The sequence below is a fragment of the Providencia sp. UF-224 genome, from assembly GCF_058245955.1.
This window is the reverse complement of the sequence record NZ_JBSICC010000011.1, coordinates 13,709-36,532: the sequence shown is the minus strand read 5'-3', so window position 1 is coordinate 36,532 and position 22,824 is coordinate 13,709. Positions and strand designations below refer to the sequence as shown.

Sequence of the window (22,824 nt, the reverse complement as noted above, 5' to 3'; positions counted from 1 at the left end):
AGGTAATCATATGAATTTTAAGAGATATATTTTCTGATATCGTATCCATTATAAAAAATCATTATCATCAAGCACCCATAATGGCTCTATATTACTATCCTTTTTGATAACTAATGATGGATCTGATCGTAAACATGCTCCTCCATAATGTCCCCCAACAGTAAATGTGCAGACTTGAATAAAACGATCTTCTATATTTGGTAAACACCATAATTGTTGGTAAATATTTTCCTGTTGACCAAATTGACCTGAAGTTTCATCTAAAACTGTATCGCACTTATCAACTAATCCTATGTTGTCACCACAACGGCCAGCTATTGGCTTAATCGCATAACCACTCAAACGTAATTCATCACTGATGTCAAAACTTGTATTCAAAAGATAAGGGTGATGAGGAAATAACGACCAAAGAATAGGTAATATAGCTTTATTACTTGGAATGACTGTCCATAAAGGCTCAAAGACGCGAATCTCAGGTTTTAATAATACATCAACTAGTCTGACGTCATTATATTCTGAGTGCCCAGTACGAATTTGTAGAGCTGAATGCTCATAATCTTTCTCACATTCTTGTCGAATTTGCTCAAGAGCAGTTTCCCACGCCCATGTTTTCCATACACACTCTAATATACGGCCATCACTATCAACAACTTGACCTGTTTCATTCCAAAATAATTCTTCTAAACCATGAATGATTTTATAATCGAATCCAGCTTCGGTAATTGCATATGCCATGTATTGCGAATGATAATCTTCTTCACTATCTGCATCCTGCATAATGTGAATAAAAGGTTTAGCAGAAGAGTGTTCCCATGTGCTAGAAAGTAATTCGGTTAAGTGGCCACTTGGGTTTTTGCCATCTTTCAGTTGCCCTGCTTTTGCCCACCTATCAATAATGACCCCAGCCTCTGTATGACAAGAAGCTGAATCCGCATTATATTCATAGACTTTTAATCCTCGTTCATCTAAACAAAAGTCTAATCTTCCTGTAATCATATCATGGCGCCGATTCTTCCATGATAAACGTATACGAGGCCAAAGCATTTCTGGAATGTTAAAAAGTTTCAATAGATTATCACTCTTTAACACTTTTTCTGTCGCATGCAGATACATAAGATGAACTTCATTGGTTGCTTGTATCAATTTATTTTCAGCTGTGCTAGATATTGTAAAATATTCATGAAGAGCACTATTTAGCTTACGACCTTGCCTAGCTTGAATATATTTATTTTCTATGGGATTTGATTCATTCAACCATTCTTTATTATAGTCAATTTTATTATCTATTTTTGCAGCATGAATTTTTAGCAACTCAGGATTAGTATACGGCCCTGAATAAGCATGTTCATCACTATCTGTTTGTATCATCCACCCTAAAATTTTAGTGTCTGGGAAAGTATCTGATAGTGTATATCTTTCTTTATCTCTTTTCAGAGGCAATTCCCGTGTCCACTGCTGACCTATAGGCAATTTATGATGGATGACATTTTGCTCAGCGATGCGAACTTTATCATCATAAACCTGCGTAATAATTGCTATATGGCCTGTTTTATTAAACTCGCCACCCTCATCCCAAATTAACAATGCCCCCGCGGTAGGCTTGATAGGACTCCCGTTAACAAAAGCTTTTAGCGGTAAAATGTCATCATCAACTACGTGCCGTAAAAAACGCAAAGAAAATATTTCATATGCCATACCGACATCACTAAAAACAACTCCATAATTGAGATATAAAAAACGACGAGCAAACTCAACACATTGCCATTTATAGCCCATATATTCATTACCAATATAGCTACGAAAAGAAATATCATTTTTGCTATCAAAATTAGATAATGAATCGTAATCTGATGAATATATTGCTACACCTCCAGGAGCATATCCGAGTAAGGCCCCAAAATGCTCACGTTCATTACTAATTAATCTCATGCTCTAACTCCACCTTAATCATAAATCTATGCTGGCCATGAGCATCAGTGTACGCTTATTAAATATAAAAAATCTACTATTGATTAGCTGATAACTGTCTGAATACAACATAATAATATTAACCAATCTAACTTAACACACGAATACCTGCTAATCCTGTAGGGTTATAAATTAATAAGTTAATAAGTTAATATTATATAATTCTTGCATAATTAAATATTATGATGCTTTAATGTATAAAGTTTCAACGGAATTGTTTATTTTTATAACTTACACTTACTTAATCAAACATAGAGGTAGCATTATGGCACTTTTTGATAAAGCTGAAGGTAAAGTTGCAGAAGCAGCAGGCAAGGCCCAAGATAAATATGGGGAGCTAACTGAGTCAAATAAGCACCAAATCGAAGGTAAAGCAAAGGAAATCTACGGTAAGGGCAAGCAAGTAACTGCTGACATGCTAGAAACAGCACAAGATTATAGTCAAAATGCTCAGACAAAAATTAAACAAAATCCACTCACTGCAGTAGCCATATCTGCTAGTGTTGGATTAATTGTTGGTTTTCTCCTAGGCAGAAAATAACCCTCCCTTTATGACCTCCTCCTTACACATTGAGGGGAGGCATATTACCTCCTATTATTGTTAATTATATAAATTACAAAATAACTTATATTTATAATTTTAAAAATCTCTATAACTAACCCTTTCCAATTATAAATACTAATAATATCAATGAAGTATGAGGCAACTTTCATTCTTTGCATAGTCTCATGAGAATACTTATTTTTCTAGTATTAATACATTTCTTATTTAATTAACAATCTAATTTAGATAAATAGTCGTACTAGTTTGCATCTAGTTATTAGTGAAAATGTTATAAAGCAAAATTTAAAATAGTAATGTTCTCCCCAATTATCCCATGCTGAATATTATTTCCCTAATATGCTTACTTAATGAATCCTATTTACGGGCCTAAAAATGGCGCTCACCATAACTTGAAATATTTTTTTTCCTTTTGTTACACACTGACACCTATTAATTTATTATTCTATATTCGTTACTATAAAGGTAGTAAGAATAATGATAACCAAGATGTGTGCTGGTATTATGTTAGCCCGTTAGTCTTCCTGGCACGGGCTATTTTTTTACCTTATTCATTTTATACAAAACTTTGTCATCGGCTAGTGCTTGAACTTTTCAATTTTCATTACAATCAGGCCTAAGATAGTTGAGGATATAATTCGGTATATTATTAATTTTATTATCCTTATATATACAAACAGTAGACGCAGAGTTAACAGCTGAAGATGTATCAAACATTTCATCATGTTCATGCAACGAAGCAACTATCTTAACCTGCTGCTCAGTAAGCATTTCAAGTATAAGCACTATTAGTATGACTAAGAATAATGCGTATGATAAATTGAACCAATCCACGGATAACCGTTATTTTTTAGCTAGACTGTTTCATTCATCACAAACACTCCGTTCTAATATAATCTTGCAGCCCCAATATCATTTGCGTTTGTTTTGCTATCCTGCTTCTGAGTAGCCAATAATTTCTGACAGCGGTGTCAGTAGGTCTGGCGGTTGTTGCATCATCCAAGCTGGGGGTGGTAATGCCTTCGACTTTTTTACAACTAGCTTTGATGTACACCCATTCAGGATTGCGCTCAGCAGCAATACGCAACTTATCAATTTCACTTTTTGCATTGGCTAGTTCCTGAATATGCTTAGTATCGAGTTTATGAAGTGATTGGACTCGTTCTTGGTAAGCTTCATTGATTTTGACTTGCTCTGTTAGCTCGACGAGTAGTACGGCATTCTTAGTGTTTAGCTCACCTATTCTCTCGTGTTGCTTCCACATTCCCCATATAGCTACCCACGCTGCGATAAATAATGCGACTCTGACTGTATTCATGGCGATTACCATATAGAAGATTAAAAATTAACTTGCTGACCTTTATAGTGATCGATGGCTTTCTGGCAGCGCTTTTCTAAGCTGGCTTTATCAATACCGCATGTATTATCTGTCATACAATAAGCACCGAAAGCAATTATTGATATCGCGAGTAGCATGAAACACATTACAACCACTATAGGTTTCCATGGCATATGGTCGCCTCCGCTTCTCGGCGATTAACGAGCCCACGCCATACCTTGCCACCAGCGTAAACCCATTTTTTAAGTTCTTCACAAGCACCGTATTGATCACTTTCGTTAAGCTTTTTAAGCATTGTCGACTTAGCGAATGCCCCAGTACCCACGTTAAAAGCAAATGAATAAAGGGCTGCTTTTGTATGTTCATCAACAGGAACTTTAACTAGGCGATCTACCTGCAGCTTAGTTCTCATAAAATCAAGTGCTAATAGCTCGTTGCATTCTTCTTTGGTATAAGTTTTATTGGGAACAATATCTTTCCCCGTGTGACCATAGCAAACTGTTAATACCCTACCCACATCTTCATAAGGCTCATATCTCACACCTTCAAAATGCGCAATCACCGTTAAAGCGATAGCCGAAGCCCCTGCGCCAACAAGCACAGTTAGTTTTTGTTTGAGCGACATTAGATATCCTTAGGTGCTTTTGCCATAAGTTCGGCGGCTTTTCGTGCAGTGTCTGATGGGTTTTGTGGGTCGGTTTTATTAACAAGTTCTTCAAATAAACGGGTCCGCTTTCGCTGCTCTCGTCGATTCATAAAAAAGGTAGCGAGACCTAAAAGAATGCTAAACGCCATCCCGATAATAAAGCCCCATTCATAAAGCGATAAGCTAGCAAAAAATGCTGTAAGCCCAGCACTACCGTAGGCTGCGTTGCTATATTTATCCATACGCATGATTTCACCCCCTACGGAGTGTTCCGATGTTTAGTTAATAGAAAGCTACCAACTACAGTAGCCCAGGTTTAAATTCATGGAACTAATATTCATTCAAGATAAGTTAAAATTGTTTCTTGATTATTTCCAAGGAATTCATTTCAAATAAGTATATCAATACAGTACAATGAGCTGATTCTTATACAGGGCGTGCATATGAAACAACAAATTAAGCCTGTGTCAAATAATATTACCCAACCATATTGGCCCACGTTGAAGCTCATATTGAGCTCTCTTATTGTTTTTAATTTCTACTTAAATTTAGTCGATAAAAATAAGGCCTCATTTCTTATTAGTATTTTCGACTTAACATTAATTCCTATGTTTGTATTCATAGTTGCATTCGTAACGAAGAATGCCTCTTGGAAATCTTTGAAGCTTAGTTTGCTTCCATCTATTATAATTTATTTAATATTTCAAACAGTTGATGCAATCCCACTATACTTTTCCGGCCAATTAAGCTTAAAACTTTATCTCTTTGAACCTCAAAATGGAGTATGGTTTTTTTTAGCCACACCTGTTTGGCAAGCTTTTTTTTTATTGTTACCACAAAAGTTCAAATCTAACAGTTTAATATTATTTATTATTTTGGCGATATCATTATTTTTTTCTTATTTAGCAAGTAATTACTTAATTAGTGCATCCAGTTTCTTTTCCATTATTAAATACTTCCCATTCTTTGTAGTTGCTTATTTTATTAATGGTGAAAAAATATCTTCACTTAGAAAAAAACCTCATTATATAATTATAATCACTGCAGCCTTAGCTATAGCTGCACTTTATTATGAAGAAAACATCAATAGAACAATTTTAAGTATTACTAAAGCTGATTTCTTATTATACTTTTTTGTTATTTATATTTTAAAGTTCTTTATAAGCATAGTTTTAGGCTCTAGCATTATTTACTTTTCTTTATCAACTGATAAATATTCAAGGGTATCAAACAATGCTTTAGGTGTTTATTTAATTCATCCTATTATTTGTTTTATTCTTTTACAAACCTTAACTTACTTCCATGTAGAATATAGTTTATTATTAATAATATTACTAACACTATCAACTATTAGCATCGCTCTTTTATTGTCTTTTAACTCAACTATCCACTGGTTTATTGAACCTAAGTTAAATTTCAACAAACTAACACGGTAGGCCGGCTAGCTCCACCTTCCCACTTGGGATTCTCTACATTGGCACCAGTTATCAATGTAGTCTAACCAATCACAATGTTATTACATATTGATAACGATTTTCGGTGGCTATATATGAAAAAGGCCACGCAATGCGCAGCCCTTGTGAGTTGATATGGTTAAGGAAAAGAAAAATTAATCTAGTTGTGTGGATATGCAATTCGAGAAAACAATATCACCATTTTCTTTTACTAACTCTGCTTTATCACCTTTAGTATGCAAAACTAGGTTTTCTTTTCCTGAATCAGATTTATAGCTGGCGCCAGATGCCATTTCAATTATTTTCATTGGTATGATGCGATTATCAAACCCAATTACAGCATAACTATTTTCTACATCATTAATAAATACTGCATTAAACGTTTGATTATTTGCACAGTTATAATTCACATTGATGAAGTCTTCTGACTTATTTGTGCTGGACCATGCTGAAACTGATAGTAATGACGTGCCAATTATTGTTGCTAGCATCAATTTATTCATGACTGTTCCTTACTAAATTTCTAGACTGGAGATAGTTGCACTTCAATTATAGTATAAGTCAGATATATAAAATTTATACAGGTTCATTATTAACCTGTAAATCAGTCATACAGTGAGAGCATGCAATAACAGTGTTTGTAGTCATACTTTCAACTTTCTGTAATGCACCGTATTCACCAAAATAGTAACCCACATAAGTCGCACTGCTATACTGAATAAGTTGTGGGCATGCTTTTTTGTGTAATATGACCAATTCGTCGCGGTCACTTTTTGTTAAATAATAATCCATATGCCCTGCCTCACTCTTTTTCCATCATTTTAACCTAGCAAATGGATGACTCCGTATCAACGAATAGATCTAAAGCAGATAAAATAATAGTAAAAATAGATAGGTGACTAGGCTTGGCATTCTCCACAATGAAAAGGTAACTCCCAGCTTTACGGGTGGAGTTCAAGAGCGACAGGCCTACCACTTGAGTTACCTTATCGTTATAAAAAATAAATAAGCCGCTTTGGCCGATTTTATGAATTACTTTGCACTTCACGCTTAACCTTTAGTAGCATCAAGAATTACCCTTTAAAAATAGGATAAGTAGTATGCATAAAAATAAAGCTATATTGGCATGTTTTGTTATCGCTTTAGTAACTAGTTGTTCATCAAACACTAACCCCCAAACTAAGCCTGACACTTGCGTGATAAAGATGGATACCCCAGAAGGCAACTTGCCGGGTCAAATAGAGCAATCCAGTGGAAATAGTCCCGAATGTAAAGCGATTGAAAGAGCTATAGATAAAGCTATCTAGCATATGAATTAGGCAGAAGTTGGTAAATAGAGTTTTTTCAGTGCAGAAAAGCCCCCGATTATCCAATCATGGGGCTCATTAAATATTTAGAGCTACTTATTGATAATGGTTACTCGCTTCACATCAACTTCTAATGAAGCCCACTCTTTATCAATTTCACCATCTAAACGAACTTTTGTCTCAGGCGTCACAACCTGTCCACGCCAGCGCCTATCATCAATATCTACAGAGATTGAGCCAGTACTATCTTTAAACTCGTAAAGCTCTTTACCAATCTGTTTAACAATATGACCTTCAAGTGAGACCCACGCATCATCAGGAAGCTCTTTCGCTTGAACGACAGTTGTCACTGCTTGCGCCGTTGCAACAAACCCACCTTTTGGACCTACAGAACCATCATTAGAAACAAACCCACCAGCATGATTGTTAGCTAACACACCAAATGAAGCTGCTGATAATACGAGTGCAATAATTGCCTTATTCATAATAATTCCTTTTGTCTGTTAATTTTTTATAGTCTATCAATTAAATCTTAACAGGATCTTAAGGGAAATAATTAACACTTTTGATCGGTTATTGCATATAACTTCACATGTAATTCTGACAAATAGGAACCGCAAGTCTTATGTTTATTTAGGCATAAAAAAAACCACATTGCGAGGTTTCATTCCGTAAGTCAGGTGACAACGTATTCACTCTTGTCACAATATCAGCTATTTTACGATCGTAAAGTGACTTAATGGATTATTTCTATGTATTTATCCATTTCCAAAGTAATATCCAGCCACATCAACATACCATCAATTTGCCCCTCTGCCTTTTGTAATTTTTTACCGATGTGAGTATCAGAGCATCTATGTTTTTTTGCCAACTGAATGAATGTCTTACCAAATAGATAGTAATCAAGTAGCAGGTCGTGCATTTCGCTATCTTTCCTATTTAGCTGCGCCATGCATTCAGAGATGATCATTGCATCATCTTCGCAGCACTGGTCTCGTGACTTAACCTTGCTTGGAATTAAACTGCTAAATCCAGCCGCCACAGAATACCATTGCACTGACTCCGTATTATCCGCTGCCCAAGCTCCCCAGCGTTCTAACACTTGTTGAATATCACGCATTGTTCACCTCATGTTAATTTGCGAGCTTTTGCAGTCAGCTTCAGATTTAATATATTCAGTATTTGAAACGGCACTATCTAATTCTTTGGCTAGGCGCGAAGTGCCTTTTTTTAATTTAGTAATCATCTTACCTCCGTCGATACTGTTCCGTTTCCATCGTCTTTAGTGGAAAACATAACTCTCACTTTAGAGCTTTCACATAGCCATCTATATTAGTTGGCCTTCATGAGACCACATCCTATTTGAACAACTGCATAATCTCGTCTGTTTTTAGCCCGAGACCATCTGACTTCTTTAATTGCTACGTCTTCTATATCCGTAAACATTAAGCTGCCTCCATGAGCTGCTTCCGCCTTTTCTCATACCAACGGGCCCTACGAGTGAATATTGCTTTCATTCGCTTGAGATATTCGATATCGAATTTACGGACCGAGTTATCGTGCTCTAAGCGTGTTACTCGCTCTTCGCCGATTTTATTGATGAGATTAGTGCGGTATGGAATTAGATTGCCTGACAGGTCCCTATTGCAGTGAACACAGCCAGCGTGAATGTTAAGTAGATTAAACCTTAAATGACTTGCCGTACCTCTTGACCTGTAATGACTTGCATCTACGGACCCACCTCTTATCCCGTAATTTAAGGACCTACCACAAGCAATACATGGCTGACCGTAATCGCGCCAGAATATGTATTTGTTTACTGCCGCTTGGGCCTCTTTGTTCCAGTCTGATTTTGTCTTTAGCTTTTCCTTGCGGGCCCGCAATATTTTACGCTCCTCAGATAGTTTCTTTCGACGGGCCTTATCTTCAGCTCGTTTAACTTCTTTGGCAGCAAATAGTATTGCGCAGGATGTAGAACAGACTTTTTGAGTTGATAGGTAGGGAGTAAATTCTTTATCGCATTCTTTACAGGTTTTCAGCTTCGGCTTTTTAGCCTTAGCCATATATCGCCTCAACAAATATCCATGCAGATGCAAACAGACAAGCAAATATGGCTACCATAAATAACTTGGCTCCGAGTGTTAGGTTTGGGTATTTACGCTTCATCATTACACCTCTTGGATATCAGCAACTTTGACTATTTCGTCGGTAAGCAATATGGATGTTTCCAAATCTCCACTAACCATTCTTATAATTACGTTGTGCAGTGGCTCCCTATCAGTTTCTCTTGGGTATGTAGAGTGGTATTCAGCTCGGTTATGCTTGTGGTAAAAATCCAAAGCCTGTTCTGATATCTCGTAGACCTTTCCTTTTTCTAGTTTCATCTCTCTTGCTGCTCCTTGAGTTTCATGTATTCGCTTGTGTGTGGGATTGTTAGCTGTAATCCGAACTGTGCACACCATGCTTCGATTTTCGTCATGTACTGATACATATCGCCAGTATCTAGCCTTGAAGTGTGCATGAGCTGTTCTCTGACGGTTATTTCCCCTGTGACAAAGTTGGTTTGTTCAATTTCTTCATAGCCGAGGAATGTAGCTTTCAAGTCATTCTTAACTTTTTCTTCCGTCATCCATGTGCGACCACTCTGAATCAGATATTTACTGATTTCTGAGTACCATTTATGCGAGAGATTGTTTTGGGATAGGCTACGCTTTGGCTTGTATACTTTGATTGTGACGCTGAGCTTTGGGTGGGATTTGAGTAATTCGTTTATGTTGCTATCAAATAGCTTTTTAGTTGATTCATGTAAACAGAAGTTTTCAATATTCATTGATTCCTACTTGAATATTAATTTATTGAGATATAAGGTCATTTACTTAGATGTTAATGCAGTTATTAATTGAGAAAAAATCATGACTGATGAAAAATATTATGACTATCTAGTTATTGGTGGTGAGCACGATGGGCAAGTTTTTTCTGCTCCTTATGTAAGAGAGCTAGAAGTAACATGTGAAAAACAACCACTTCCAAAGTTTTATTCGAGAGATAGCAAAGCTGAAACTCTTATACCAAGAACTGTTACGTATAAGGTTATTGAGCATACGACTGATGGCGGTCGTCACTATTTCATCGCATCAAACGATGATTTAAACGGTAAAAATGCCGATATCACTCGTAGAATACATGAACTAGATCCTGGAATTTCACCAGTAAGATAATTTTAATAGAGCTCACATATATTGTGGGCTATACAACCACCCCCCCTGTTTTTCACTCACCTTAACCCAATTAGTTCCCTGCATTAGATGCCTCCATCAAATCAATAGCCTCATCAATTCTAGCCCTGAGAACTTTCAGTGATTCTATTGAACTTGATTTAATCACTACTAGCGTGTCAAAATCATCCGTTGTAGTTCCCGCTGGAAAATGAAAAGGCTCACCTCCAATATCTCTTTTCCCGTCATGTCGGTTTGAGATTGCTATACCGGTAAAATCCATTTCTTGATATGTGACTGTCGAAATTACTTTATCGCCAGTTCCTAGTGTTATTTCTAAGTATTTATTGCTCATCTAGAAGTACTTATAATTTGGTGTGTTACTTAACTTGGCTGCGGTAACTTTCCCATCCGAAATTAATCGTTGTCGGGCTACCCATTCTTAAACGGTCAATAACGCGCTCACCCAGCACCTTTGAAAGCTCTGCAAACGCTAGGTTAGTCAGCACCCCAACTGGCTTTTTGTTTGCTAATCGACGGTCTACAACTTGGAAGATAATTAAATCCTCGTTGAGGTTTCCTCGCTGCACACCAACATCATCAAGCACCAGTAAATCAACCTCGCACAGGTCATCGATTAGTTTCGATTCTGAGGTCTTGGTGTCCTTCTGATAGGTTTCGCGTACTCGCATCATTAGGTCTGGCAGTGTAGCGATTAGGATGCTCTTACCGTGCTGTATGAGGTGATTTCCGATTGCTGCCGCTAAGTGATTCTTGCCAGTTCCTGCATTGCCGCTAAAGATAAATCCGCCAAAGTTTTTGCCAAAGTTCTCAGCATAATTCTTGGCTTTGCGTAATGCGGTTTGCTGCTCAGGTGTAGTGACTTGGTAGTTATCGAATGTGCAATCTAGGTGAAGCGGGTTAATTCCAGAACGTCCCATGATTTTATTCAGTCGGGTAACACGATTTGCATCGGTGATCCGCTTTGAATCAATTTCGCCCTGCTCTCGTTGCCATGCCATGAGTTGTTCAGGTGTTTCAAACTTTGGCTTGATGTGTTCCGGCATCAGTTTTCTGAGCCGTGCAAGAGTTTGCATTGCTGTGCTCATCAGAAGTTCTCCGGTATGAATTCTTGGGTTCGACTAGGCGGCATTACTCGCTTAGATGGTGTCCAAGCTGGCTTAGTGTTTTTGTTCTGGTAATTCAATTTCTGACTAGCGGTGATAAACCAGTTTTTCGGCTTGTCAGCTCTAAACTCAATATCCAGCCGTCTCAGCTCGTGTTCGAGGTCGATGTTTGAATACAGGCTTTGCCACTCAGTAAAATCTTTTTTGTTTAATCGGATCACCTCACCTTCGAATGCGTACTTGCTAGACATCTGGTGAACACTTGCCGATTTATTTTCAGGCTCATCAGAACAAGCCGTGTTTTCGGCTTGGGTGTTTATAGGGTTAAGGGAATCAGGAATCAGGTTAAGGGAATCAGCAGGGATAGTTTGATTCTCTTCTGGTTCTTGCACTGTACTTGTATGGTGCTTTTTGGGTGCTTCTTTAATATCAATAGGTTGCGTGTCTTGTTCTGGTATTTCACTAGCCGCTTCTTTCATGTGAGGGTTCTGGTGTTTCTTCCAGTTATTAATCTGGATAAACTCATTCCCATCTACTTCATATCTAGTGATAAAGTTTTTGCCATGTAATTGATCGAGTAATTTGTCACAATCAGCATCGTCATATGGCAAAACCATAGCTTTAATTTTTCGTGGTTTATCTTCTAGTCGACCTTCGCGATCGGCAACTGTCCATAACCCCACAAAAAGAATACGAGCCAATGGCTCGCATTCTGCTAAATCATCATTAGTAAAAAAGCCCGGCTTAATATTCCTTGCTCTAGCCATTAAAATGGTACTCCCATATCTTCATCAGTGGCATGTGGCGCAGGCCTACCCTTCCCATCAGTTTCAATAAGGTATTTTTCATACATTTGATCCACTTGGGTTCTAATAAGATAAGCGCTACCTTCATTTAGAAAAATTGCTCTACTTTTTTTTCGGTTGCTCTCAATTAAGCATTCATATGCTATCCGTATCAGTCTCTCAGCTGCCGCTAGACGGCATCCAAATACTTCTATTCCCAACGATTCAAAGAGATCACCAATGTCTAGTCTATTAAGCCTTTCGGTACTAATGATGTCATATTGGTCAGCTATCTCTTCTACAGGAGAGGAAGTATCAAACTCTGTGATATCAGCGCACACTGCTAAAATTTTATTTAGATCCCCTTTGAAAAACTCTCTACTTTCATTAACTCTAAAGTTAGATAAATAGTCATGAATCAATTTTTCATCGCCTTGCGGGTCATGAGAGTAATAACTCGCCTCTATTTTAAATTTCGCAGGCACACCCGATGAGGAAGATAGTTCTTTAGCTCTTGCCTCTGGTGAGTTTGTCGTCATTCCAATCTTATAAATATCTGGCATAAATTGATTACTGAGAACATACACCCACCCAGAAAGACGAAAGTCATCTGGCATTTCTGCATGTTCAATTATCTTTTTATGGAAGGTCAGTTCACCGAGCGGCATAACGACCTCCATATCGATTTGTTGTGTAATTAATATTCATGTATAATTACTCCCGTGAATGATTTACTAATGCGCCTCGATTGCTCCAACAATCTGGGCGTTTTCTTTTGTTCTCATCAAAGAAAGTTCTCCGATTTGCTTCCACAAAAAGCGATATTCCTCTTCTGATATTTTTCTCTCACCTTCCAGTACAAAATCTTTAATCCCCGAAGCTGCCAGCGTTTCGCATAGCTCAGGAAATTTGTCAGTTCTGCGTAGAATGGTTGAGTCATGGACACCTAACGTTTTGGCCACTACCGATTGAGACTTAGCTCTCAATGCTTGTAATGCCGTAGCGATTAGATGATTTGATACGAATTGATTGAAGTTTTTGCGTGTTGTTGCGTAGTCCATAATTTAATATTCCATATTATTGATACAGTTAGTCCGTTGCTCACGATCCTGTGAGTTAAGTTTTGTATTGATACCCTTTTTCAGGGCTGGAGATTTAAAGAGCGGTAAAGTTATGCAGCTTGAGGCGGGAAAACGTCATCTAATGAGCATTTAGCACCAAGTTTCTGTAATGCCTCAACGATTACTCGGCAATCATTAAGGCTAGGCGTTCTAATACTTAGCTCGTAGTTTGCAATACGAGATTGACCCCATCCGATTGATGAAGCCAAAACAGCCTGAGAAATTCCTAATTTTTTTCGCTGTTCTGCGATGTTATTCATTGTGTGTATCCTCCATGTTTACACCTCTATTACACACAATATGTGATTAACTGTCAATCACGAATCGTTTAAATACTTACATCACGTTTTGTGTTAAAAGATAACCATGAAAAAAATAAATGAAATTATTGGCGAGAGACTTAAGTCTATTCGTGAATCTAGAGGGTTAAGCCAAGCACAACTTGCAAAGCTGTGCGGATATTCCGCGGCCTCTAGAATTGGAAATTATGAACTAGGTGAAAGAAAAATAAGTGCTGATGACGCTTTAGTTATCAGTGAGGCTTTAGGTGTTTCACCTGCGGAATTGATGTTTGGTGATAGGAGCGATCAGGTTGTTAGCAACTATGAGTACCCTCTATTCACCAAAGTACAAGCAGGTGAGTTTACTGAAAATAGTAATGCGTACACTAGAAGCGATGCTATTGCATGGATACCAACAGCCAAGAAAGCAAGTGATAGCGCATTCTGGTTAGAGGTTGAAGGTCACTCAATGACAGCCCCTCAAGGCGGGCGTCCTAGCTTCCCAGAAGGGATGCTCATACTTGTTGACCCTGACCAGGATGTAGACTTTGGTGATTTTTGCATAGCGCGATTACATGGTGATGAGTTCACATTTAAGCGATTGATTAGAGAGTCAGGGCAAGATTATCTGGAGCCGTTAAACCCACGGTTTGACCTTATCCCAATTAATGGTAACTGCCAGATTATAGGCAAAGTGGTTAAGTCTCAGTGGCCTGACGACACGTTTTAGATGAAGAAACTGCTAGAGCTGATATCCAACTCCAACATAATGATACTGCTAGTTATTATCGCGGTGCTGGATATCATTCTATTGTTACTGATTGCTTTTGATAATTAGTGAGGGTTCGATATGAAAAGATTATTAGAACTCATCAGTAAAAATAAGCTGCTGATTGTTATATTAATAATAGCGCTAGCAGTTGGAGCAGTATTACAGTTTGCAGAAGAACCTTTTGCTTGGATTTCTATTTTCAATGCAGAATGACGACACGTTTTAGGGTGTGACAGATAGAACAGCAACCATTGACATTTTTATCACTGTCTGATTTACAAAGATGACCTATACTTTATAGTAGTACCTAGTTTCCTTTTTATGAGCAATTTTTTATGAGCGAGTTACTTAATTTAAAAATAGTAATTAATGGCACTAGCCCTAGCGAAATTCCAATGAATAAGCTTGCTGGTTATCTTGCCGATCTCGCGATTCTATACGGTGAAGAAAAGGAAGTTAGGTTTAAATCAGTGAATGATGGTTGCATTGAGATTCATGCATACTCTACAAATGCTAGTTCTCACAATATTATCTGTGCGAATATTATTGAAAATACAGAGAATAGTAAGTTTGCAAAAAGAATTTCAAAGGATAACTACTCCGCTGAAATATATTCAAATAATGAGTTATTGCACACAATAAGACCTGCAACAGAAGCAAAGCCAATTGTAATTACAAAAAAGAACACAAAGATTCAAGGTGAGCTATACCACATTGTTGAAAAAGGCAAAGATTCTGTATCAGTAAGGCTTAGAGGCAATGGTGGTGAAATCCTAATATGTACAGCCACTAAACCAGATGCAGTTAGACTTGCAAAATACTTGTTTAAAAAAATAAGAGTGTATGGCGAGTCACAACACGAAAAGAAAGACGGTGTCTGGAAACTCAAAAACTTAAAAATAGAAAAGTTTGTTGAGCTACAAGATATTGCCATTTCAGATGGTCTCGAAAAACTGTCATCAGACCCAGCAAATAGATGGGATGAAATAGACGATCAGGAAGAGCTAATACTGAAATACAGGAGTTTCAGTTGAAAAAAATAATAGTGGACACCAATATCCTCATCAGTTTAATGAAGAAAAGTTCCAATAATGCAAACAAGCTGGGTACTGACGGATTCTCCTCTGTTGATGACTTAGAGTTAAGGTCTAAAGCATTACTTGACCATATAGAGAGAAGCGGTGGCACAATTGTGATACCTACACCAGTGCTTGCAGAATACTTGTTGGGCATTGATGGAGAGGCAAATAAGCATGCTCATGTTAATCTAATTTCTAGCATGAACTGTTTTGAGATACTCCCCTTTGAGGAGCTAGCTTCTGTAGAGTGCTCAATGCTTCCATCAAAACAAGAGTTTAAGCAATTTATCAAACAAATAAACTCCAATGAGACCGCTAATAAAGTTAGATTTGATCGACAAATTATAGCCATTGCTAAGGCTAATGGAATCACTGAAATTTGGAGCTCTGATGGTGAAGTTATTAAAAAAGGCAGAGAGGTTGGGATTGATGTTAAATCTATTTCAGATATTCAGCCCATACCTTTATCAGATCAATTCAAATTAAATTTATTAGATGAAATTGAAATCCCGACGGATAAGAATCAACTAAACTAATCTCCCAGCCCTCCCCGCGAGGGCTTTTTTGTGTCCTCAATTCCTCGCCTGTGTGATCTCTGACACAAATCGTGTCTATAAATTAAATATTTTCCATTTCAAATCATCACGTTAATTCAATAACGGTCAAATAAACACATTTTGTGGTTGACATTAAAATCACAATTTGTGAATATACTATCCATCGAAGGCAAGGAGCCATAGATAAACAGGATGTTAGCTCTTTAAGCAGATAGCGCTGTAAAAGCGCAAACCAAAGACAGTATGTTTTGGGATTGGTGAACGCTAAGGCTGATTAGCAATATAGGAATCGGCAATAACTCAGTAAGTCGCGTGTCGCATGACGTAACACCGAAAGTAGGAGATCAACACCTACCACCAATCACCAAAGCAAACTGAAAGGGGAAAACTATGTGTAACTTTCACGGCTACAACAACGCCAGATCACGCAGAATGGAACGCAGAAAGGCATTGCAGGAATCCTACGAGATAACTAAAAGCTTAAAAGCCGCAATCCATGGCGAACTAGAAGAAGTAAAGCGCCCTACCTTATCACTAACGCGCAAACCAATTAGCCGAGTTGAAAAAGCAATTTCAATTCGCAGCACTAAAGTTTATGACTCAGCAGATAATACCTGCTTACCAAATTCTAGTATTTACTCAGCTAAATATCGTAAGTCAGGAACGTTATTAGAGTCTGGTGAAGTGACGGCGAGAGCATAGAAACATGCATTTAATTAAAATAAACCGCCGTCACATCATGATGATGGCGGAGTTACCATTAAAGGTTAAGACAGGACATCAAATGCTGTCGGCTTATTTTTTCCATGTGACTCAATAACTGATTTAAAAGTCATCATTAACGATATGTATTCGTTAAAGAATTCTTCAGGTGTCAAATCTTCTTTGTTTCTACGTAGATATTCAAAAGCTAATTCAGAAACATTGGGCTTCATAGGTTTATCCCTCATCAAGTGGTAAGAACACAAATCTTATCATGTAGATATTTGCCCCGTCAGTTTTCCAGAGTTTAATATAAATTTATTTAAACTATTAGCATAGGTTACTTGTATTTTACTAGGCAATAAATCGGTCTCGCCATAGATGTAAGTGCCGTTTGAATCGGAGGATTTATGTAGTGATTAAATTTAGCTTATCTAAATAAATTAAAGAGTTCGGTGCCATGGTCTGTGAGGCCCGCAGCCTAGAGCGATATCTAGGCAACTAACCAGAGTTCATTCTGTGGGCTGTGGTTAGTTGATTAATAGATAGGAGCTGCAATGAAATGTAGCAATAAATATTGCCAAGACGGCATTGAGTTTATTACCTGTTGCTCTGGTCGTGAATGTGGATGCATGGGGCAACCAGTAGCGACAACAAATTGCAAGGAATGCAATAAAGAGAACAGAGAGCCAACAGATGAAGGTGTTATTCAACAGATGCAATACCTTGAATGGCTTGGTGATTAATAGATAGGAGATAGAGACTTAACGCAAGACATTAATGAGTCAGTTGATTCTTTGATTTCTGAAGAGTTTATAGGTATGACTAATACACGCCTAACTCTTTGACCGATGGTTAATTTAAATTTTTTATTAAATATACTCATAACAGAATCTTCCTTGTAGTTGTTTTTCGCATACTCATAAAGATTGTATTCTTTATTTAAATAAAGAATAAAAAACGTATCACCATTATCAGTATCATTTATTTTTACCCGCCCAATCCCCTTGCAATGCAAGGTATAAGTAGATTTATTCGATTGAAACTTTAAGCAAACATCATCAGGCTTACACTGATTTGCAGCCATTACAGATGTAGAGAATAAGAGCGCAGCAACAGCAATTAATTTCATAATCATAAATCCATTTATTTAAGTTAAATGGAGTATATCAGTATTTTAGTTAATAACGGAGGGAGTATGACAGATAAAACAGGTGGAGCGGCTTTTCCAGTAAGCGGGCATCCAGATATGCAATTTGTAGCGCAGGAAGGCATGACATTGCGTGATTATCTAGCCGCTAAGGCCATGCAGGGGATTGTATCCAATCATGCAATGATTGACGTAGTGACAGAACAAACGCTTGAATGGGTTGCGAAAAACGCATATCAAATGGCAGATGCAATGTTAAAGGCGCGGGGGTGATATATGGGGAAAATGACATTCGTAGTTGAGTATGAGTTTGACGATGAGCCGATAGTATATGAAGGGATGAAAATCCTAGGTGGTCGGTTAGCAACCTCTGAATCATATGATTACCGTGGCGCTCTTCTGTCTAAAAATGAAGCTCAGGCGGTGAAAAGCTCGATTTCATTTAGTGATTTACGAGAATCCTGTGAAGAGCTAGAAGTTAACTATGACGAAGTTATAGCTAAGTTAGAAACGACTCTTTAGCAATCTCAAAAGCCCTCGGCCAGCAGTAACCCACCACAACACATTTCATATCGCTATTAATAGTGAGAAATCGCATATAAGGAATTAATTATGAAACTGAATATCACAGTAGATTTAGACTGGCTAGAAGAAGATGGGAACATTGATGAAGAAGTTAAATATCAAATCATAGAAGGCGTTAAAGGTGCAATTTCAAAGCAGTGTTTAGCAAAAGTAGAAAAACAAGCGTCTGAGCAAATCAACAAAGCAATTGACGAATCAATAATGTCAGCGAAAAAATCAATTGAGCAGAAAGCGATAGCATTTGCTGATGAATGGCTAGAAAAAGAAGTAACCATCACTGATAAATGGGGTGATGCGCAGGACTGCCTTACAATCACCGACTTAATCAAGAGAACTTTCGATAGCCTATTGGAAAAGAAAGTTAATGACAAAGGAAGCTTTACTGATGGCTATGGAAATGGAACAAGATTAATCACATGGCTAACAGATAAGCGTGTGCAGGATGTTGTTCAAGAAAAATTAAAAGGCATTAATCAAGATATCGACCGACAAATTACTGAAGCTGTTAACGCTGGCATCCGTAAAAATGTCTCTGATAAATTTGCTGAAATGGTTGTAATGACAGCTAAACATCAAAACGCAATCGAACACAAATAACCCACCGCACCAACACCAGAACCTAAATAACTATGTGAGGTCATCACATGGGCGATAACTATTACTACGCAGCATTAATCATTATGGCTGTAATTCTATTACCTCTATTAACGAGATAAATCATGCAAATCGACAAACATTTCTTACGTCTGGCACAGGTACAGGCGCGAATCGCTATAAGCCAACGTTGTGATGATGTTTGGTGGTTAGCAATGGAATTTCTCAAAGCAAGTTACGGGAGGTCTGAATGACAAAGTTCATTGTCGAGTCAAAGGAAATGTACACCGCAACGGAACCTGCGGCGTGCGGAGGTCGACGGGCAATTATTCACGCTGGCAGTAATTACAGCGTTGAAACTGACGACCCAGAGACTCTCATTCTCAACACGAGAGGCGTAACAAAGGAATTGTTGGAAAAAATACTCAGGGAACGGTATGAGGGCGCAGCATGAGAATTTCAGAGTATGAACTCAAGCGAAGGCAGGATGCCGATAAGCGGCGCAGGGAGCGCGAGGAAGAGGAGGAATACTATCGCATGGAAAGTCTAGGTGTTCAGCCTCAGTCAGTACCATCTGCCTGGCTAAGGGGTGAATATGGCTGATTACTTAGCAGTGGATAATAGATTGCGGAGCTCAAATAAACAGGAAGTTTTAGCAGCTACGATAAGGCTCATGAATGAGCTGAAGAAAGAGCGAGAGCAAGGGGTTGCTAACGAGCGGCCAAGATATATGGATATATCGTATTCAAAACAAGTTAACAGCAACAACCTTATCACAGCGCTTAATCACCCTCCTTTGCCTGCGCACATTCAACAGTTACGAGATGAAGAATTCAGGCGTGGTTACTACATGCTGAATCCAGATAAACAACACTTTGACCCATATCGTGGCGCCACAGAGATTCCATTAAGCGGCAGAATTGTAGGTGACTAATTTTCGGAGGTAATTATGAGCGAGGTATACAAAGCAATAAGTAATGTTGCCAAGGAACTGGCAGAAAAAGGCATTAGCAAGGAGAAGCCAAAAGGTGGCGGCGTAAATTATGCGTTTAGGGGTATTGATGCGGTTTATAACGCCCTAGCCCCTGCATTAGTTAAGCACGGATTACTTATCTTAACTCGCTGTACTGAGCGCTCGGTATGTGAACGCCTTAGCCAAAAAGGAACTCCATTATTTTACGTAACCGTCAAAGCTGAGTTTGATTTTGTGTCTGTCACGGATGGCAGTAAACACACAGTCATGACTTATGGTGAAGCTATGGATAGCGGAGATAAGGCTACAAACAAAGCAATGTCTATTGCATATAAATACGCAGCCTTTCAAGCGTTTTGCATACCGACAGAGGAAACGGCGGTTGATGCTGACGCAGAGGTGCATAACGTAGCACCGAGAACACCAGAGCAAATATTAAGTGATTACACAGGCTTTTTGCATGAAGCAACTAGCGAACTTGCGATCACGAATGAGTACAAAAAAGTATGGAATGAATTAAGCGGTACTCACCAAGAAGAGTGCAAGCGACTAACTGGAATAAGAATTAGCGAACTTAAAAAGGCGGCGTAAATGGCAATTAACACAATAACAGCAAGCGGAAACTTAGGTAAAGACTGCGAACAGCGATGGACTCCAAATGGAAAGGCGGTTGCATCTTTTAGCTTGCCAGTAAAACAAGGTTACGGAGAGCACGAAAAAGTATCGTGGGTTATCTGCAAAATGTTTGGTACTAAAGCTGAAAAACTACCTGAGCACTTAACCAAAGGGGCAAAGGTTACAGTAACTGGTGAGTTCGTTATGGAGGAATGGATAAGCCAGAGTGGTGAGAAGAAAGCAGCACCAGTCATTATCGTTAACCAGTTGGATTTTGGAGGTAACAGTAATCAGGCAGGAAGCCAGAAACCACAGCAATCAAATAAACCAAAGGCACCGAGTTATAACGAACCGCCAATGAATTTTGATGATGAGCCACCCTTCTAACCCTTCCCTATGTGATTTAACCAAAGGATATAACCATGAAAAATAAAGTTGTTTTATACAGCTCGCCAGAGGCTGCAAGCATCAAGACGCTTACCGGATGGGTAGACCGTGATGGTCGTTACTGGGGCAATAACGAGCACCAAGCCAGATACTGCGGTGCAACTCATAATGTTTGTGATAAACACCAAAATCAAGAGCCATTCGTTATTAACTGGGGTTGCCCAGCTTGCAAGGAAGAGCACCAACAAGAACGATTCGATAAATTTGAGCGTGTTGAGTGGGATAACAAAACACCAGTGACAATGTTTTTTGGTGATAGATACTTCTTTGATATCGATGATATTCGTGATTACTGCGAAGAGCACGGGGTATCTGTTGATGATTTAAAGCTCGTGTTATGCGAACCAAATTACCCACACCAATTAGACCCTAACGATATTTTTGTGGATACCCTGCCAGAAGATGGTGAGGCTTCACCTGAGCTTTACGAAGCCTTCGAAGCGTTAAATAAAGTTATCGGCAATCACCAGCCGTTAAGTTGGTCACCTATTGATAAAGCAGTCATTGTCACATTGGATTAATCGCAAGGAATATTTGCAAGGATGCAAACAGGAGATAGATATCTTGCCAGCATATTACAACGAAATAGAGCCATTCGCTGCCGAATGGTTGCGAAATCTTATTGCCGCCGGCTTGATAGCTGATGGCGATGTCGATACACGTTCAATCGAGGATGTTAAACCTGATGACCTTAAACAATACACACAATGCCACTTCTTCGCAGGTATCGGAGTTTGGTCATATGCATTGCGAAAAGCTGGATGGCCAGACGACAAACCAGTTTGGACAGGGAGTTGCCCATGCCAACCTTTCAGCACGTCAGGCAAAGGCGATGGATTTACTGACGAGCGGCACCTATGGCCGGCGCTATTCCACCTTATCAGTGAATGCAGACCTGACATTATCTTTGGTGAACAAGTTGCAAGCAAAGGCGGGCTTGCTTGGCTCGACCTTGTACAAACTGACTTGGAAGCAAAGGACTACGCAACAACAGCGGTTGATTTATGCGCTGCGGGCTTCGGTTCCCCGCATATCAGACAGCGCCTCTATTGGGTGGCCGACTCCAACAGCGAACAGCGGAAGCGGAGCGGGAACACAAGGCCGGCAAGGTGGGATGAATATTCAAACGGCAGCAAAGTTAGCTGGCCGGGTATCGCCGATAGCGAACGATGCTCGAGGCTCGAAATCGAGCGGAACAGGAAAAACGCTTTGCTTGAAGTTGCCGGGTCAGGTGGCAATCACAACACCAAAAAGACTAACGGTTACTGGAGAGATGCAGACTGGCTCTACTGCACAGATGACAAGTGGCGGCCTGTTGAATCCGGAACATTCCCGTTGGTTAATGGGGTTGCCGGCAGAGTGGGAAGATTGCGCGCCTACGGTAATGCCATCGTTGCGCCGGTCGCGGAAGGATTCATAAAAGCTTATATGGATACAATCGCAGGGATGCAATGAAGTAAAAAAAACACCGCCAAAGTGGTACCACACTAATGACGGCAAGGGAATGTTCAGAGTTTATTTTTTGTGTTGGTTTTTTAAGGATAG

Annotated in this window: 37 protein-coding genes; 18 read left to right on the top strand and 19 right to left on the bottom strand. The window is 38.8% G+C overall.

What is annotated here, in order from left to right:
- Positions 1–48: 48 nt before the first annotated feature.
- Positions 49–1,929, bottom strand: a complete 1,881-nt coding sequence (gene gss, locus AC4IFO_RS12240; RefSeq protein WP_490734706.1) for a bifunctional glutathionylspermidine amidase/synthase — start codon at positions 1,927–1,929, stop codon at positions 49–51.
- Positions 1,930–2,233: 304 nt separating this feature from the next.
- Between gss and AC4IFO_RS12235 the strand changes: the two genes are divergently transcribed.
- Positions 2,234–2,509 (top strand): ElaB/YgaM/YqjD family protein, encoded by a 276-nt coding sequence (locus AC4IFO_RS12235; RefSeq protein WP_273838957.1) that lies wholly within the window; start codon positions 2,234–2,236, stop codon positions 2,507–2,509.
- Between the two features lie 892 nt (positions 2,510–3,401).
- Here the strand turns inward: AC4IFO_RS12235 and AC4IFO_RS12230 are convergent.
- The 3 genes from AC4IFO_RS12230 to AC4IFO_RS12220 form a co-directional block, all read right to left on the bottom strand.
- Positions 3,402–3,848 carry a lysis protein gene (locus tag AC4IFO_RS12230; protein WP_490734703.1) on the bottom strand — a complete coding sequence of 149 codons (447 nt, stop codon included), beginning with the start codon at positions 3,846–3,848 and terminating at the stop codon, positions 3,402–3,404.
- 175 nt (positions 3,849–4,023) lie between these two features.
- Positions 4,024–4,494, bottom strand: a complete 471-nt coding sequence (locus tag AC4IFO_RS12225) for a lysozyme (protein WP_273804173.1) — start codon at positions 4,492–4,494, stop codon at positions 4,024–4,026.
- Entirely contained in the window at positions 4,494–4,763 is a 270-nt protein-coding gene (locus tag AC4IFO_RS12220) for an HP1 family phage holin (protein ID WP_490734701.1), read from the bottom strand. The genes AC4IFO_RS12225 and AC4IFO_RS12220 overlap by 1 nt, the downstream gene beginning before the upstream one ends.
- Positions 4,764–4,958: 195 nt before the next feature.
- Between AC4IFO_RS12220 and AC4IFO_RS12215 the strand changes: the two genes are divergently transcribed.
- A complete protein-coding gene (locus AC4IFO_RS12215) occupies positions 4,959–5,951 on the top strand; it encodes an acetyltransferase (RefSeq protein WP_490734699.1) in 993 nt (330 codons plus the stop codon).
- A 173-nt stretch (positions 5,952–6,124) separates the two neighbouring features.
- Here the strand turns inward: AC4IFO_RS12215 and AC4IFO_RS12210 are convergent, their stop codons facing one another.
- Positions 6,125–6,472 carry an MliC family protein gene (locus AC4IFO_RS12210; protein ID WP_273804170.1) on the bottom strand — a complete coding sequence of 116 codons (348 nt, stop codon included), beginning with the start codon at positions 6,470–6,472 and terminating at the stop codon, positions 6,125–6,127.
- 73 nt (positions 6,473–6,545) lie between these two features.
- Entirely contained in the window at positions 6,546–6,761 is a 216-nt protein-coding gene (locus AC4IFO_RS12205) for a hypothetical protein (RefSeq protein ID WP_490734696.1), read from the bottom strand.
- Positions 6,762–7,069: 308 nt separating this feature from the next.
- On the opposite strand from AC4IFO_RS12205, the gene AC4IFO_RS12200 reads away from it, so the two are divergent.
- Entirely contained in the window at positions 7,070–7,276 is a 207-nt protein-coding gene (locus AC4IFO_RS12200; protein WP_273804169.1) for a thiamine biosynthesis protein ApbE, read from the top strand.
- Between the two features lie 92 nt (positions 7,277–7,368).
- Here AC4IFO_RS12200 and AC4IFO_RS12195 read toward each other — a convergent pair whose 3' ends face one another.
- From AC4IFO_RS12195 to AC4IFO_RS12175, 5 genes are all read right to left on the bottom strand, one after another.
- Positions 7,369–7,761 (bottom strand): YgiW/YdeI family stress tolerance OB fold protein, encoded by a 393-nt coding sequence (locus tag AC4IFO_RS12195; protein ID WP_273804168.1) that lies wholly within the window; start codon positions 7,759–7,761, stop codon positions 7,369–7,371.
- A 251-nt stretch (positions 7,762–8,012) separates the two neighbouring features.
- Positions 8,013–8,396: an antiterminator Q family protein gene (locus AC4IFO_RS12190; protein ID WP_273804167.1), complete on the bottom strand. Its 384-nt coding sequence runs from the start codon at positions 8,394–8,396 to the stop codon at positions 8,013–8,015.
- A gap of 325 nt (positions 8,397–8,721) precedes the next feature.
- Positions 8,722–9,339: a recombination protein NinG gene (locus AC4IFO_RS12185; RefSeq protein ID WP_490734693.1), complete on the bottom strand. Its 618-nt coding sequence runs from the start codon at positions 9,337–9,339 to the stop codon at positions 8,722–8,724.
- 105 nt (positions 9,340–9,444) lie between these two features.
- Entirely contained in the window at positions 9,445–9,660 is a 216-nt protein-coding gene (locus AC4IFO_RS12180) for a hypothetical protein (RefSeq protein ID WP_206226858.1), read from the bottom strand.
- Positions 9,657–10,106, bottom strand: coding sequence for a recombination protein NinB (locus tag AC4IFO_RS12175; RefSeq protein WP_490734690.1), 450 nt, complete (start codon positions 10,104–10,106; stop codon positions 9,657–9,659). Before AC4IFO_RS12175 ends, AC4IFO_RS12180 begins: the two co-directional genes overlap by 4 nt.
- Before the next feature lie 82 nt (positions 10,107–10,188).
- Here AC4IFO_RS12175 and AC4IFO_RS12170 point away from each other — a divergent pair, with 82 nt between their 5' ends.
- The gene (locus AC4IFO_RS12170) at positions 10,189–10,494 is read left to right on the top strand and encodes a hypothetical protein (RefSeq protein ID WP_490734688.1); all 306 of its coding nucleotides are present in this window, start codon (positions 10,189–10,191) and stop codon (positions 10,492–10,494) included.
- 70 nt (positions 10,495–10,564) lie between these two features.
- Here AC4IFO_RS12170 and AC4IFO_RS12165 read toward each other — a convergent pair whose 3' ends face one another.
- From AC4IFO_RS12165 to AC4IFO_RS12140, 6 genes are all read right to left on the bottom strand, one after another.
- Positions 10,565–10,846, bottom strand: coding sequence for a hypothetical protein (locus tag AC4IFO_RS12165; RefSeq protein WP_490734686.1), 282 nt, complete (start codon positions 10,844–10,846; stop codon positions 10,565–10,567).
- A gap of 25 nt (positions 10,847–10,871) precedes the next feature.
- Positions 10,872–11,600 (bottom strand): ATP-binding protein, encoded by a 729-nt coding sequence (locus AC4IFO_RS12160; RefSeq protein ID WP_490734684.1) that lies wholly within the window; start codon positions 11,598–11,600, stop codon positions 10,872–10,874.
- Positions 11,600–12,385, bottom strand: coding sequence for a hypothetical protein (locus tag AC4IFO_RS12155; RefSeq protein WP_490734682.1), 786 nt, complete (start codon positions 12,383–12,385; stop codon positions 11,600–11,602). The genes AC4IFO_RS12160 and AC4IFO_RS12155 overlap by 1 nt, the downstream gene beginning before the upstream one ends.
- The gene (locus tag AC4IFO_RS12150; RefSeq protein ID WP_490734680.1) at positions 12,385–13,071 is read right to left on the bottom strand and encodes a GIY-YIG nuclease family protein; all 687 of its coding nucleotides are present in this window, start codon (positions 13,069–13,071) and stop codon (positions 12,385–12,387) included. Before AC4IFO_RS12150 ends, AC4IFO_RS12155 begins: the two co-directional genes overlap by 1 nt.
- A gap of 66 nt (positions 13,072–13,137) precedes the next feature.
- A complete protein-coding gene (locus AC4IFO_RS12145) occupies positions 13,138–13,464 on the bottom strand; it encodes a hypothetical protein (RefSeq protein ID WP_273804161.1) in 327 nt (108 codons plus the stop codon).
- Positions 13,465–13,574: 110 nt separating this feature from the next.
- A complete protein-coding gene (locus AC4IFO_RS12140) occupies positions 13,575–13,784 on the bottom strand; it encodes a helix-turn-helix transcriptional regulator (protein ID WP_006657610.1) in 210 nt (69 codons plus the stop codon).
- 106 nt (positions 13,785–13,890) lie between these two features.
- Between AC4IFO_RS12140 and AC4IFO_RS12135 the strand changes: the two genes are divergently transcribed.
- From AC4IFO_RS12135 to AC4IFO_RS12115, 5 genes are all read left to right on the top strand, one after another.
- Positions 13,891–14,535 carry a LexA family protein gene (locus tag AC4IFO_RS12135; protein WP_240133251.1) on the top strand — a complete coding sequence of 215 codons (645 nt, stop codon included), beginning with the start codon at positions 13,891–13,893 and terminating at the stop codon, positions 14,533–14,535.
- 120 nt (positions 14,536–14,655) lie between these two features.
- Positions 14,656–14,790, top strand: coding sequence for a hypothetical protein (locus AC4IFO_RS12130; RefSeq protein WP_286228189.1), 135 nt, complete (start codon positions 14,656–14,658; stop codon positions 14,788–14,790).
- 122 nt (positions 14,791–14,912) lie between these two features.
- A complete protein-coding gene (locus tag AC4IFO_RS12125; RefSeq protein ID WP_272658720.1) occupies positions 14,913–15,611 on the top strand; it encodes a hypothetical protein in 699 nt (232 codons plus the stop codon).
- Positions 15,608–16,192, top strand: a complete 585-nt coding sequence (locus tag AC4IFO_RS12120; RefSeq protein ID WP_350024793.1) for a type II toxin-antitoxin system VapC family toxin — start codon at positions 15,608–15,610, stop codon at positions 16,190–16,192. Before AC4IFO_RS12125 ends, AC4IFO_RS12120 begins: the two co-directional genes overlap by 4 nt.
- A 411-nt stretch (positions 16,193–16,603) precedes the next feature.
- Positions 16,604–16,915 carry a transcriptional antitermination N peptide gene (locus AC4IFO_RS12115; RefSeq protein WP_490734676.1) on the top strand — a complete coding sequence of 104 codons (312 nt, stop codon included), beginning with the start codon at positions 16,604–16,606 and terminating at the stop codon, positions 16,913–16,915.
- A gap of 65 nt (positions 16,916–16,980) precedes the next feature.
- On the opposite strand, the gene AC4IFO_RS12110 is transcribed toward AC4IFO_RS12115, so the two are convergent.
- Complete coding sequence (locus AC4IFO_RS12110) at positions 16,981–17,148, bottom strand: YdiH family protein (protein WP_490734674.1); 168 nt, start codon at positions 17,146–17,148, stop codon at positions 16,981–16,983.
- Positions 17,149–17,472: 324 nt separating this feature from the next.
- On the opposite strand from AC4IFO_RS12110, the gene AC4IFO_RS12105 reads away from it, so the two are divergent.
- Positions 17,473–17,661, top strand: a complete 189-nt coding sequence (locus tag AC4IFO_RS12105) for a hypothetical protein (RefSeq protein ID WP_490734672.1) — start codon at positions 17,473–17,475, stop codon at positions 17,659–17,661.
- Here AC4IFO_RS12105 and AC4IFO_RS12100 read toward each other — a convergent pair.
- Positions 17,658–18,047 carry a hypothetical protein gene (locus AC4IFO_RS12100; RefSeq protein WP_490734670.1) on the bottom strand — a complete coding sequence of 130 codons (390 nt, stop codon included), beginning with the start codon at positions 18,045–18,047 and terminating at the stop codon, positions 17,658–17,660. The two genes, AC4IFO_RS12105 and AC4IFO_RS12100, sit on opposite strands and share 4 nt — an antisense overlap.
- 66 nt (positions 18,048–18,113) lie before the next feature.
- Between AC4IFO_RS12100 and AC4IFO_RS12095 the strand changes: the two genes are divergently transcribed.
- The 8 genes from AC4IFO_RS12095 to AC4IFO_RS12060 all read left to right on the top strand — a co-directional run bounded on the left by AC4IFO_RS12095 (position 18,114) and on the right by AC4IFO_RS12060 (position 22,734).
- The gene (locus AC4IFO_RS12095; RefSeq protein WP_490734668.1) at positions 18,114–18,338 is read left to right on the top strand and encodes a hypothetical protein; all 225 of its coding nucleotides are present in this window, start codon (positions 18,114–18,116) and stop codon (positions 18,336–18,338) included.
- A gap of 12 nt (positions 18,339–18,350) precedes the next feature.
- Positions 18,351–18,587: a hypothetical protein gene (locus tag AC4IFO_RS12090; protein WP_490734666.1), complete on the top strand. Its 237-nt coding sequence runs from the start codon at positions 18,351–18,353 to the stop codon at positions 18,585–18,587.
- 90 nt (positions 18,588–18,677) lie between these two features.
- On the top strand, positions 18,678–19,247 hold the full coding sequence (locus AC4IFO_RS12085; protein ID WP_490734664.1) for a hypothetical protein: 570 nt from the start codon (positions 18,678–18,680) through the stop codon (positions 19,245–19,247).
- A gap of 592 nt (positions 19,248–19,839) precedes the next feature.
- A complete protein-coding gene (locus AC4IFO_RS12080; protein ID WP_490734662.1) occupies positions 19,840–20,178 on the top strand; it encodes a hypothetical protein in 339 nt (112 codons plus the stop codon).
- A gap of 15 nt (positions 20,179–20,193) precedes the next feature.
- The gene (locus AC4IFO_RS12075) at positions 20,194–20,808 is read left to right on the top strand and encodes an ERF family protein (RefSeq protein WP_272693329.1); all 615 of its coding nucleotides are present in this window, start codon (positions 20,194–20,196) and stop codon (positions 20,806–20,808) included.
- Positions 20,809–21,219 carry a single-stranded DNA-binding protein gene (locus AC4IFO_RS12070; protein WP_490734660.1) on the top strand — a complete coding sequence of 137 codons (411 nt, stop codon included), beginning with the start codon at positions 20,809–20,811 and terminating at the stop codon, positions 21,217–21,219.
- 35 nt (positions 21,220–21,254) lie between these two features.
- Positions 21,255–21,800: a hypothetical protein gene (locus AC4IFO_RS12065; protein WP_490734658.1), complete on the top strand. Its 546-nt coding sequence runs from the start codon at positions 21,255–21,257 to the stop codon at positions 21,798–21,800.
- 43 nt (positions 21,801–21,843) lie between these two features.
- Positions 21,844–22,734: a DNA cytosine methyltransferase gene (locus tag AC4IFO_RS12060; RefSeq protein WP_490734888.1), complete on the top strand. Its 891-nt coding sequence runs from the start codon at positions 21,844–21,846 to the stop codon at positions 22,732–22,734.
- Positions 22,735–22,824 lie beyond the last annotated feature (90 nt).